This is a genomic window from Devosia sp. A16, assembly GCF_001402915.1.
GTDB lineage: Bacteria > Pseudomonadota > Alphaproteobacteria > Rhizobiales > Devosiaceae > Devosia_A.
Window position 1 is genome coordinate 3,428,262 of record NZ_CP012945.1, and the last position, 12,573, is coordinate 3,440,834.

8 protein-coding genes are annotated in these 12,573 nt (G+C 62.6%); 4 read left to right on the forward strand and 4 right to left on the reverse strand.

What is annotated here, in order from left to right:
• The first annotated feature begins 56 nt into the window (after positions 1-56).
• From APS40_RS24560 to APS40_RS16545, 3 genes are all read left to right on the forward strand, one after another.
• Positions 57-560, forward strand: coding sequence for a DUF6998 domain-containing protein (locus APS40_RS24560; RefSeq protein ID WP_082434468.1), 504 nt, complete (start codon positions 57-59; stop codon positions 558-560).
• Positions 557-1,276 carry a hypothetical protein gene (locus tag APS40_RS16540; RefSeq protein ID WP_156342968.1) on the forward strand — a complete coding sequence of 240 codons (720 nt, stop codon included), beginning with the start codon at positions 557-559 and terminating at the stop codon, positions 1,274-1,276. Before APS40_RS24560 ends, APS40_RS16540 begins: the two co-directional genes overlap by 4 nt.
• 89 nt (positions 1,277-1,365) lie before the next feature.
• Positions 1,366-5,235 carry a hypothetical protein gene (locus tag APS40_RS16545; RefSeq protein ID WP_055048100.1) on the forward strand — a complete coding sequence of 1,290 codons (3,870 nt, stop codon included), beginning with the start codon at positions 1,366-1,368 and terminating at the stop codon, positions 5,233-5,235.
• A 309-nt stretch (positions 5,236-5,544) separates the two neighbouring features.
• Here the strand turns inward: APS40_RS16545 and APS40_RS16550 are convergent, their stop codons facing one another.
• From APS40_RS16550 to APS40_RS16565, 4 genes are all read right to left on the reverse strand, one after another.
• Complete coding sequence (locus APS40_RS16550; RefSeq protein WP_055048101.1) at positions 5,545-7,596, reverse strand: MGH1-like glycoside hydrolase domain-containing protein; 2,052 nt, start codon at positions 7,594-7,596, stop codon at positions 5,545-5,547.
• Positions 7,597-7,605: 9 nt separating this feature from the next.
• Positions 7,606-8,520, reverse strand: a complete 915-nt coding sequence (locus tag APS40_RS16555) for a dihydrodipicolinate synthase family protein (RefSeq protein WP_055048102.1) — start codon at positions 8,518-8,520, stop codon at positions 7,606-7,608.
• An 18-nt stretch (positions 8,521-8,538) separates the two neighbouring features.
• Positions 8,539-9,525 carry a 4-hydroxythreonine-4-phosphate dehydrogenase PdxA gene (gene pdxA, locus APS40_RS16560; protein ID WP_055048103.1) on the reverse strand — a complete coding sequence of 329 codons (987 nt, stop codon included), beginning with the start codon at positions 9,523-9,525 and terminating at the stop codon, positions 8,539-8,541.
• 68 nt (positions 9,526-9,593) lie between these two features.
• A complete protein-coding gene (locus APS40_RS16565; RefSeq protein ID WP_197279345.1) occupies positions 9,594-10,709 on the reverse strand; it encodes a sialidase family protein in 1,116 nt (371 codons plus the stop codon).
• A 231-nt stretch (positions 10,710-10,940) separates the two neighbouring features.
• On the opposite strand from APS40_RS16565, the gene APS40_RS16570 reads away from it, so the two are divergent.
• Positions 10,941-12,560, forward strand: a complete 1,620-nt coding sequence (locus APS40_RS16570; protein ID WP_055049701.1) for an ABC transporter substrate-binding protein — start codon at positions 10,941-10,943, stop codon at positions 12,558-12,560.
• Positions 12,561-12,573 lie beyond the last annotated feature (13 nt).

The following is a 12,573-nucleotide window of genomic DNA, read 5'->3' on the forward strand; positions in this document are numbered from 1 at the left end:
GCAAGGTACCAGCCCCCCGTAGACAAGCACCGAACTTTGCGCCGCTCGGAGGCAACGTGTCGCGCCACAAGCTACCGGAAGAAATTCGCCATCTTGTCCATGCGCGCAATGCGCTCCGCACGCGGTACGGTGCCTATGGCCTCAAGTTCACCCCTGACGGAAATCTGGTCGGCGACCTCGGTGAGGCTGTGTGCGCGGAACTCTTCGGCCTCACTCTAGCTCCCCGCCGGGGGCTGAAGGCCATTGATGCCTACACTACTGATGGTCAATCGGTGCAGATCAAAGCATCGGGACGTGGTACCGGCATTCCCTTCACTCATAGTGAAGAACCGGCAGTTTGGTTGCTGGTGGTGTGCTTTGACTACGAGGCTGAGGAGGTAGAGGTCGTCTACAACGGACCTTATGCCCCGGCAGTCGCGCGCCTACCTCCACAGTGGGCCGGACAGAAAGCCGTAAGGGTGTCATTCCTTAGGCGCTTGAATAGTGACGTGGAGCCCGGCAACAGGCTGCCAATCTTGCCGCTTGGTACACCGACAACCCTTGAACAGGTCCAGCGATGAGTAGCGCACCGAACATGCCCAAGGAGGGATTTCCCCAAGTCTCCGACGCTGGCCTTAAAAACAATGCGACTGACCGGATAGCCGCTGTTGCAAGAGCGCTTGCCGGGGCAGTGCCTGGGGTCGGGTCTGTACTCGCCGAAGTCATTTCAGCAGCCATACCAAGGCAGCGTGTCGACCGAATAGGGGACTTCCTCATCCGATTGGCGAGCCAAGTGGAAAGGTTGTCTGCTGGCGACAAGCTCAACAATCAAGCCAACTTCCCCCTGATTGAGGAGGGGGTATCCCAAGCAGCACGAGCCTTCAGTAGTGTGCGCCGTGAATACCTTGCCAGATGTGTCGCGCACGGGGTGGACGCCGCTGAGCAGAGCAAAATGGCCGAACTGAAGGTTCTACAGGTACTTGGCGAGCTTGGTGACGATGACCTACTCGTGCTCGACGCTGTCGGCGACCCCAACGGATGGGATAAATTGGCAGCGTTGAGGCCTTCACTGATGCGGATAGGTGCCTCGGACGAAGTTCGCATGAAGGGGGAGCTATACCAAGCATCGCTGCGAAAGCTGGTAGCGGTCGGCGCACTGAGCTTTAGCATGTATTCTGATGAGCATCAGCTACCGAAGTACGAGCGCAATGGCGAGTTGAAGGGCAACCACTATATAAGCGCACTGGGGCGCCTAATCCTATTGCGGACGGGATTAAGCCAGCCCGGTTCCGACTAACTGAGCCGAATGGTTCCAGCTTTCTAGTGGTCCCGCTACGCAACGGCTTGAGCGCGGACTATTTTGACGTGAGATAATCGAGGTACGTCTTGTTTGAGGTTGATCCTAGTCAGATCGAAGCCCTTGATAGCAAGCAGTTGGTGCTGCTGTTGCGTCGTCTCCTCCATGCTGAGGCCTTGAGTGCGGGGTTAAGCCTCAGGGGCATTTCTGTGCCGCTGCAGATCACGGTGGCCGACGGTGGGGAAGACGGGCGGATCGAGTGGCAGGGGGGCCATCCCAAGACTGACTACATCCCGAGCAGGATCACCTTCTTTCAGTCCAAGGCGAGCAGCATACGCGCGAGTGGGTGGAAGAAGGAGTGCTGGACGAAGCAGTCACAGCGAGGAACCCAGAAGCGGGTGCTTAGCGATGCGCTCAAGGAAGTGTCCGGCATCGGGGGATCGTACGTTGGGTTCACCACTGAAGCGTTGATAGGAGCTAAGCGAGCTTCGTACGTCACCGCAATAAAGGATGGCATCACGGAAGCGGGTGGCAACCCTGCGTCCTTTGCGGCCATTGACGTTTATGGTGCCAACGAGATTTCAGCATGGGCCGACCGACATCCTGCGGTTGCGCTCTGGATCGCCGAGACGGTTCAAGGTCGAGACCTAGGAGGGTTCCAGACTATCGGCGAGTGGGGGAACAAGAGCGACTTTGGCGATACGGCTTACGTCAGTGATATGCGGCCGCGCTTCGCGGTGGGGATGGCACCAGCGCTCGCCGGTCGTGGCAAACGTGACACCAACAAACTAACCGCCCATCAGGCTAGAGAGCGCATTGTTGATCACGTGGCTGAGCCCGGCAAAGCCGTACGGGTTATAGGTCCGTCAGGCTTGGGCAAAAGTCGTTTTGTCTATGAGTTGATGAGGGACTTATCGACGGCGCGCGCAGGTGTCCTTAGCCTGTCTGCCGTGTTCTGTGACTTCCGAAGCGTCGCCAGTTCGCTGCCTGCAGTTCTTACGACTATCGCCAACTCCGGCCGTCCCGCTTTGTTTGTAGTGGACGAGTGCCCCCGTGAGGCGGCAGAAGCATTAGGGGAAATTGTCAGCGGGACCGCCAGTCAGTTGCGGCTGCTGACCATGGATATTGATGACAGGACGATGCCAGGTGATGCTTGGCTCAATCTCTCGATAAGCCCGGGTGATGACGAGCTAGTCACCGGCATCATCAAGCAACATCTCCCGAAGGCTACCGAAGGTGAAGTGGCCTTTGTTCGGGACCTTTGCGGTGGATTTCCTCGTATCGCAGTGCTCGCGGCGCGGCGCGCTACGGACCGGCAGTCGGTATTGGTCTCGATTGAGGATGTCGTGGAGCGGGTCTTGCGAGGTTCGTCCATCTCGGATCGAGACGAGGTGCGAGCGTTGGAGACTTTGGCCCTGTTCGGCAGTGTTGGGGTGGATGAGGAGTATGCCCCACAGCTAGACGCTGTTGCGACTTGGTTGGCCCGCCAGACTGGTGACGAGATGTATGAGCACCTCGCGAAGGCAGCGCAGCACGATCTTGTCGGTCGGCGCGGACAGCAGATGTCTGCTCAGCCGCTACCCATTGCAATGTACTTGGCGATGCGAAGGCTTCGACTGCTCCGTGTTCAGACCGTGGAAGCCTTCATCGGGTCTGCGGACCAAGCGCTCGTACTATCTATGTTTGGGCAGTGGCGAAATCTCGACACCGCACAGACCGTTAGGCGAGTGGCCGCGAAACTACTGGCCTCAGGTGCCGCTGTGGGCACACGCGCAGCGCTGATGACGGACTTTGGCGCAAGGTGTCTTGATGCTCTAGTCCACGTACTGCCCGATATGGCCATGTCCGCTCTGTCACGCGAGCTTGATGGACTGACGCATGAAGAGCTATTGGTGTGGGCTGATGGTCGTCGTCATATTGTCGAAGCCCTATCCAAGCTCGTATTTCGCCGACAGACGTTTGACCCGGCTGCACGTCTACTTCTGCGCCTAGCCGCCGCCGAAAATGAGCAGTGGAGCAACAACGCTGCCGGGTTGTTTAGGCAGCTATTTCAAGTCGAGTTGAGCGGTACCGAGGCAGGGCCGGTAGAGCGCTTTACCGTCCTGGATGAAGGTCTATCGAGCGACAATGAGGCTATGGCGAGCGTGTGCGTCGAGGCCCTTTCGTCCGCGCTCGACATACATGTGTCCCGCATGGGTGACACGGGGCAGATAGGAACGCGCCCCCCGCTCTCTGACTGGCGTCCCGAGTATTGGAGCGAGGTCTACGACTTCTATAAACAGGCGCTGGCCCGGCTTCATGCCACCCGTGCGCGTCATCCTAGGCTGATGGAGCGTTGCGAACAGATCATCGTGCATGCCGTAAGAACGCTCCTCAGCACGCCGATATATGACGACGTTGCGACACTGCTTCTGGAAATCGGCTCGGAGAAAGGTGTCTGGTATGAGGCTGTCGAGGCTGTAGGGGACTGGCTATATTTCGATAGGAAAGACGCCCCTGAGAATGTCGCCCGCTACGTGAGAAAACTCTACGACGACCTGATGCCACAAGACACTGTTGGCAAGGCTATTCTCTTCACGAAGTTCTGGTCGGGGGACATCCGCGATCCAGATGTGCAGTACAGTGACCACGACAGCGACTTTACGTACTCCGAGCGATCAGCGCGGGCCTTGGCCACTGAGATTGCAGCGGACCGCGAGCTTACGCAGACTGCAATCCGCAGAATGATCGCTGAAGAGTTGAAGGGGTCATTCGCGTTTGGGGAGGAGCTTGCTGCGCATTACGATCAACCGGCTGAACTTGGTCGCTTCGCTCTGGACTTAGTAGATGAAGCCGGTGGGGCTACCGGTGTTGGACTTCTGAGAGGTATTTTGGCGGGTGTCGATAGGCGCGATGGCGGTGCAGCCAACCGCTTGCTAAGTGATGCAATCTCCCGGTCGTCGCTTAATGGGCGAGCGGTCGAGATGTACACGGCAGTATCCCTTGATGCCGACCGCCTACAGCAAGTTATAGACCTTCTTGAGAACGGTGGGCTCGAAGCCGCTGACTGCGCATTTCTGTCCTACGGTCGGGGTCTCGACAACATCGAGCCGGCGGCTATTCGGCCGCTCTTTAGAGAGCTTGCCGCCCACGGAGCAGATGGCCTTTGGACCGCTCTGGATATAGCCAACATGTACCGCTACGGCAGCGGTCAGCTATCCCGCGAAATCGCCGCTGAATTGGAGACCATCCTCGTTGACCCGCGTCTACTGGAGAAGGTGCGAAACGGGTCCCGCGACGGACATCTCTTTGAGAAGACCATAGAGCGCATACAAAAGAACTTTGGACTTTCTCCGGAATTTGCAGGCGGGTTGAGCCAGCAGGTGACGCGGCTATGCAAGGTGGACGATCACGGCACGTTCCTGATGCTTGATGGGCCGGTACGCCATGTCATTGCACTGATCGTCCATGATCAACCTGACGCAGTGTGGAGAGAGGTCGCGAGGCTTTTCGAGGTTGCCACCCCGATAGAGCGATATCGACTATCTGACCTGATTGGCCCCGACAGGCACAAGTTCGATGGCAGGAGCCATACGGCCGCTGGTCCCATGTATGGGGTAGCGGACCCGACTATGTTCGATTGGGTCGATCAGGACATGCCGGGGCGGGTGGGTTTGCTCGTTGAGTTTTACCCAATGCTCTCGTGCGAGGGAGAGGTGGTTAGGTGGCATCCGGCGATGGAGCAGCTAGCCACGAAGTACGGCGAGGTCGCGAACTTTCGGCGGGCGCTGGCGAGGAGGATTAGCCCCCGTTCGTGGAGTGGCTCACGCGTGCCGTTGCTGGAAATGTTCGTGGAGCCCCTTAGAGCTTGGTCGAGCCACAGAGTGAGGAAACTGGCTGCGTGGGCGCGGGAACAACTGACCTGGTTAGAAGGGCTAATCGAGGAAGAGAGAGAGGCTGACGGTGACGAGCGCTACTGATGCCCACACCCTCATTTTCGATACAATTTTGCTTGGCGGTATCTAACCTAGCCCGCTGCCCAATGTCCCCCCATACCCCTGCCCCCGCTGCCGCACCCGCTGCAACTCATCCTCCCTATATGGGGGAGCCGCAACTTAGCGTTGGCACTCCTCGTGGCGCGTGCTCTCCGGCATGATGTCCACAAAGTCTACCTTTGTGGAGACACATGCTTTGCGTACCCATTGCGTCCTCTAACCGCGGGTCCAGTTTTCTCTTAGGGTGCCCGACGAGAGAACGCATCGGATTAACGTCAACGGCAGGGACGACGCCTAAACGCTCTCGCCAGTAACCCTCAGCTCCACCCCTGAACCGCGATCGAACCGCACCGTCACCTCCCGCCCCCCAACCCTCAGCTTGCTCAGCTTGAAATGCTCGAGCCCGATATCCAGCGGGTCGGCGCTGAGCGTGCCGTCTTCGGCGATGTCGAGGCCGGCGATGTGGCGGATGATCAGGTCGATCAGATAGGAGTGGTTGTAATCCACCTCGTCGCTGATCGGCTCGCCGCTCAGGCTGTCATAGTGCTCGACCAGGTAGGGCGTGACGCCGTCGCGTTGCTGGAAATGCAGCAGGGCGTATTTCCAGAAGAAGTGGCTGAACAGCGCGTCCTGGGCGTGGCCGTTGGCGCGGCTGACCTTGCCGATGGCGTCGAGCACCACCGAATTGGTGTAGGGCCACGTCGGGCCATCCCACATGCAGCCATTGCGGCCCTTGAAGAACTGGCCTTTCCAGCTGCCGCCCGGCTGGAACACCTCGCATCTGGGGGACACCGAGGGAAACGGGTTCGGGGTGTCGAACTCGTCCGGCCCGAGCGCGGCGATGAGGCCGTCGAGGTGTTCCGGCCCGGTGATCTCGGCCCACCAAGGATAAAAGCCGACAATGTTGCGGACCATCGCCTTTTCGTCGGTGACGTGGTGCAGGTCATAGAAGAAGGCGGTGGCCTCGTCCCACTGCTTGTCGAGCACATCGGTGCGGATGGCTTCGGCCAGCGCGTCGAACTCGGTGGCTTCCGGGTCGCCGGCAAGGCGGCAGAGGGCGGCGGTGCCGCGGGCGTTGAGATATTGGTAGATCGCCCGGTCGACGCGCTTCAGCGGCGTGTAGGTCGCCGGGTCGAACGGGTCGTCCGGATAGCCGTGGAAATACCAGTAGCTCGGCTGGTATTCCTTGCCGGTGAGCTGGTGCCGCTGCTGGATCGGCAGGCTGTCGCCGCCGGTGGCGAGGAACTTTGCTTCGCCGCGCACCTGGTGCTTCAGCAGCGGCAGCGCGGCGCGCGTGTTGTCGTCGAGCCCCTTGGCCAGCGCATATTGCCAGGCGCCCCAGCCCATGAAGTTGGCATAGGGGTGGATGGTCCTGGTCAGGGTGCGGGCATCGAACTGGCCATCCTCGCGCTGCGTGCCGGCGAGCACCTGGAACAGCCCGTCGATCAGTTGCGGATCGTGGTGCCAGCGCGCTTCGACGAGGTGCATCGGCGTCGATAGCGGGATGAGTTTGGAAAACTCCCAGCCCACCGGCGCCCACGGCGTCTTGCTCATCTTGTGCGAGCGGCCCTCGTAGAACAGCGTGCCGTCGAGCGGCGCGAGGCCGGGGCGCGCCAGGGTGTGGCGCATCAGGTACCAGCGATAGGCGTAGAGCCGATCGAGCACCGGGCTGCTGCTCGAAAGCTGCGGCACCTGGTCGAAGAACGATTGATAGGCCGCCTGCTGATTGGCCAGCAGGGTGGCGCCGGATGTCGCGACGGCCGTGGTGGCCTTCGTGCTGAGGGCCGACCAATCATCCGATTCGGCAATGCCGACCGCGGCGACCACCACGAATTCGGCGCTGGCGCCGGCGGGCAGGGTGAGCCCTGACCAGAGGGCCGGCGCACTCGTTGCGACAAGGACGCGAAGGGCGAAGCCATGCGCTTCGATCTGCCGTTCTCCGCGGGCGATGACGCCGTCGCGGGCCACCCACTCGGGGTCGATCGTCAAGCGGAGCGTGATCGGGGCAGCGCCGGCATTGTGCCAGCGCTGGATCGAAACGGCCTCGTCCTCCCAGCTGATATACTTGCGCTCTTCGAGCCGCAGCGTGCCGAACGCCGTGCGCGCGGTCAGATGGCTCGGCCGCCACTCCACCTCCGACGGTACCGTCGCTGCGCCGCCGCCATGCTCGATGCCGAACAGCAGCGGCATGTTGAGCTTGTGGATGAAATCGAGCGCGCCGGAAAAGCCCGGGGCGTCATCGAGGTAATCGGCCCAGAGCCGCGCCCCGGTGGAGCCGAGCAGCAGCGTGCCCGGCCTGGTGCGCAGCCCGCGACGGCCGGTCTTCAGCAGCTCGTCGATCTTCATCGCTGGTCCTCAGGCTGGAAAATCCGCGTCGACCTTGTCGAGGATCGGGCCCAGTTTGCCGATCTGCTCATTGCTGAGGCGCACCAGCGGCGGGCGGGTAGCGGCCCAGCCGGCAGCGCCATAGCGGCGGGCGATCATCGCCTTGATCGTCGGGATCTGCGGGAAGCTGTTCGAGGCCTCACGCAGCGCGACGATGCGCTGCTGCGCGGCATCGACTTGGGCGCTCGCCGCCGGGTCGGCGAACTTGTCGAACACGGTGCGGAGCTGCGCGCCGGCGAGGTTGGAGGTCGCGGTGATGCAGCCTGCGCCGCCCTGCTGCAGCAGCGGCAGCAGCAGCGGATCGGCGCCCGCCAGGACCGACAGGGTGGGGAAGCGCCTGACCATGCCGAGCATGTTGTCGAGCGCGCCCCCCGAATCCTTCACCCCGGCAATGGTGCCCGGATAGTTCTCGATCAGCCGGCCGATCAGGTCGTGGCTAAGCGGCACCTGCGAGATGGGCGGGATGTGGTAGAGGATGACCTGCAGCCGGTCGTCGGCGACGCTGTCGAGGACGTGGCGATAGGCGTCGTAGAGCCCCTGGTCGGAAACGCCCTTGTAGTAGAAGGGGGGCAGCATCACCACCTTGGTGACGCCGAGGCTGAGCGCGTGCCGGGTCAGCGCAATGGTCTCGGGCAGGGCGCAGAGTCCGGTGCCCGGCAACAGCGCCTCGGGCGGCACGCCACCCTTCACCACGGCCTCGAGTATCGCCATGCGTTCGGCCGAGGAGAACGAGTTGGCCTCGCCGGTGGAGCCGAGCAGCGCCACGCCATGGAGGCCATCGGCCAGCAGCTGCTTGCTATGGGCAACGAGGGCGCCATGGTCGGGCGAGAGGTCGGCATTGACCGGCGTGGCGGCGGCGCTGAACGCGCCCTTGATCGACGACATGAGAGCTATCCCGGAGGTTCAGGCGCGCGAGGCGGCGAGCTTGCGGGCGTAGTCGATCGCCGCGAGCATGTTGACATGTTTGGCCTTGCCGGTGCCGGCAAGGTCGAAGGCGGTGCCGTGGTCGACCGAGGTGCGGTCGATCGGCAGGCCGAGCGAGACGTTCACCGCGGTGTCGAAAGCCACCAGCTTGATCGGGATATGACCCTGGTCGTGGTACTGCGCCACCACCAGGTCGAAGGCGCCCGAATAGGCGCGATAATAGAGCGTATCGGCCGAGATCGGCCCGACCACGTCGATGCCCTCGGCCCGGGCCAGCGCCACGCCGGGCGCCACTTGGTCATCATCCTCGCGGCCGAACAGCCCGTTCTCGCCGCAATGCGGATTGATGCCCGCCACCGCAATGCGCGGGTTGTCGTAGCCGATGCGCTTGAGGTGGTTGTAGCCGGTGCGCACAGTCTCGAGGATGCGCTGCGGCGTGGCGCGGCCGATCGCATCCTTCAGCGAGATATGGGTCGAGACATGGATCACCTTGAGCTTCTCGGATGCCAGCAGCATGAAGCTGGAGCGGGAGCCGGTGAGGTGCGCCAGCATGCCGGTATGGCCATCGAAATGGTGCCCGGCGAGGTTCAGCGCCTCCTTGTTGATCGGCGCGGTGACGATGCCGGCCGCGCTGCCCTCCGTGGTCATCTCGACCGCGCGGGCGATATAGCGATAGCTCGCCTCGCCGCCCACCGGATCGAGCTTGCCGAAGGGGAGCGGCATGCCATCGACCTCGACATGTTCGAGCCGCAGCAGCTTGCCTGCCGCGGGCGCGTCGGCCGGCCCGAGCTTCAGGCCGGCGCCGGTAACGGCGATGGCCTTTTCCAGCGTCTCAGCGGAGCCGACGACGATGAGCTGGTCGCGGATCGCCTCGGGCAGCTCGGCGGCCGCCTTGACGATCACCTCGGCGCCGACGCCGGCCGGATCGCCCATGGTGATGGCGATGGGTTTGCTGGCCGTGGCCATGATACCTCTCCCTCAGGGCGTTTCCCGGACTGGCGGACCGGTTCGGAAACGCGACACAACAAATAACTCTAGGCGCCCTTCACCCAGTCGGGGCGGAAGCGGACGAACTTGATGGCCCGCCGGAACCACGTATAGGCCACGTTGATGCGGCCTTCCGCATCCGCCGTCACGGTGGGGTAGGAGAGTTCGCGCGCCCGCCGGTCGGGTTTGTCGAGATTGAGGGCCGGCGGCGGCTCGGGCGCAAGTTCGATATCGCGAATATGCGGCCAGCTCTGCCCCTCGTCATAGGACAAAGCCACCGAAAGCGGGGTGCGCGGCACGCCCCAGATCGGCGCGCCCCCGGCCGCATCGCGGACTTTCGGCTCGGCGGCGACATTGTTGAACACCAGCGCCCAGCTGCCGTCGCCCAGGTCGCGGACCTGGATCGAGGAGTTGTTGTTGGGGAGCGCAGTGGCGACCGGCATGCTCCAGGTCCGGCCGTGGTCGGTCGAGGTCGAGACCTGGATATTGTCGGCGTAGCGGCTGCGGAAGAAGGCGATGAGCGAGCCGTCGCGGCGCTCGACGATGTTCATGTGCACGGCGCCCTTGCTGTCGGGCACCGCGTGCTCGCTCCAGCTCTTGCCCTGATCGGTCGAGATCTTCACCGCGCTGACATCGTTCTGGCCCTTCCAGTCCTCACCGGGGACCGGCAGGCAGTGAAAGATCGGCAGGATCCAGTCGCCATTGGAAAGCACCAGCATGGGCTGGCGGATAAAGGTGCCGACCTCGTCGAACAGCGTCTCGATCGCCCCCCAGCTCCGGCCGCCATCCCTGGAGATGCGGCGGCGGACGATGGCCGTGGCCTGGTTGCCGAACAGCTGTCCGGTCCAGAGCAGCCACAGCTCCCCCGACGGCGCCTGGAACAGCACCGGGTTCTGCTCGGAGCGCTCCGGATCGTCCGAGACCTTCACTTCCGCAGTCCATTGACTGGAGCCGGCCGGCAGCCGCGTGAAGTAGATCGAGCCATCCGGCTTGCCTTCCTCCATGCCGCCGAACCACGTGCAGGCGAGGTCGCCATTGTCGAGCGCGAGGAGGAACGAGGCATGCGTCTGCGCCACGTTGGTGGGGAGGAACGTCTCCTCGCGATCGGCGTCGCCCGCTGCGGTGCGGATGGTTCCGTCGGCCTCGATGCTGGCCTGCGACATGGTGCTCACTCCCTGCATTTTCTAACTTGTAAAGTCATTATCATGCTGGTTTTGCGCATGCAAACTCATATTTTAGTATTAAAAATCAACGCGATAAAGCTTTGTGTCGGATTGTCGCGGTGCGAGTTGAAGATACATGTTGACAGGATGGGTCGTCGATGATGATCATCCGGCCGCCATCACCGTAGCGGCTTGGTGCCGGAGGACGCGGTGAACAAATGGGAGGAATTCATGGTCGATAGATCGACTGGCGGCCTGTCGCGCCGCGACGTGCTTCGTGGCGGTGCTGGCATTGTCGTCAGCATGACCGCCTTCGGCCTGCTCGGCAGCGGGGCCATGGCCCAGGAGCAGACCTTCAAGATCATTCATCCGTCGTTCGACATGAACTGGTCGCCCTATCGCGGGGGCGGTGCGGCTCTGCGCTGGCACTCGCTGTGGTGGGCCTCGCCGATGTACTTCGACGACAAGGGGCAGGTGCAGCCCTACGTCTTCACCAGCTGGGAGCCGAACGCCGACTGGACCCAGTGGACCTTCAAGCTCGACCCCAAGGCGGTGTTCTCGGACGGCTCGCCGATCACCCCGGCCGACGTGAAGGGTTCGTGGGAGATGGGCTCCATGCCGCTCACCGCCAGCCAGCGCGTGCCGCTCGTGCTGGCCGGTGTCGTCGGTTACGACGAACTCTCGGCCGGCAACGGCACCGAGCTGCCCGGCGTGGTCATCGTCGATGACGCCACCATCCAGGTGACGCTGAAGGCGCCCGATCCGATCTTCTACATGCGCCTTGCCAACCACCTGGTGCCGATTTCCAAGGTGTCGCAGTCGCGTGGCGCCGATGGCAACCAGAACCCCGACTGGTACATGCCCGAGGGTGGCGTGATCAGTTCCGGCCCGTTCAAGCTGGTAGCGATGAACCTCGATGAGGGCACTGTCGCCTGGGAGCCGAACGAGAACTTCTTCGGACCCAAGGTGAAGCTCAGCCGCATCGAGCTGCGCGTCATCGAGGACTCGGTGGCCGCCACCGCGCTCTTGAAGAGCGGCGAGGCCCATGCCCACACCGCGCTGGTGACCCCGACCATCGTCGATGACCTTGGCGTCGAGTTCAGCCAGGGCACCGAGATCCCCAATGGCCAGCACTTCTACTTCAATTCCAAGACCGCGCCGTTCGACGACGTCAATGTCCGCAAGGCGCTGATCCTCGCCGTCGACCGCAAGGAGATGATGCGCGCCTCCTTCCCCAAGGGGCCGCACAAGATGGCCGAGCAGATCCTCGTCGGCGTCAAGGGCGTCGATCCCGACTGGGTGCCGTATCCCTACGATCCGGAGGCGGCCAAGGCCGCGCTTGCCGCATCCAAATACGGTTCGCCCGACAAGCTGCCCCGCATCATCTTCGCCGGCATCATCGCGCCGGCCGAGCAGGCGGCGGCGCAGTTCGCCATCGAGCAGTGGCGGCAGAACCTGGGTATCACCGCCATCGAACTGAAGCCGACCCTCGACAACTTCCAGCCTGCCGATGTGCATATCGTGCGCGACGACGCCGGCTCGCGCGTTCCGGATGCGACGGAGTTCCTGCACACCGCCATCCACTCGAGCTCGAGCGTCGCCAAGAACAAGATGAACGGCTACTCCAACCCGGAAGTCGACAGGCTGCTGGACGAGGCGGCGCCGCTGCCTGTGGATGATCCGAGGCGCGATGAACTGGCCCGGGAGGCGCAGCGCATCTTCCGCGAGGATTACCAGTTGCTCCCCTGGTACATCGAAGCCATGTCGCGCTGGGCCCTGGCCAACGTCAAGGGCATGGAAAAGAACCTCGACTGGCAGGTGTTCGCTCCCTGGAACATCGAGATCACCTGATCTCGGAGCTGCT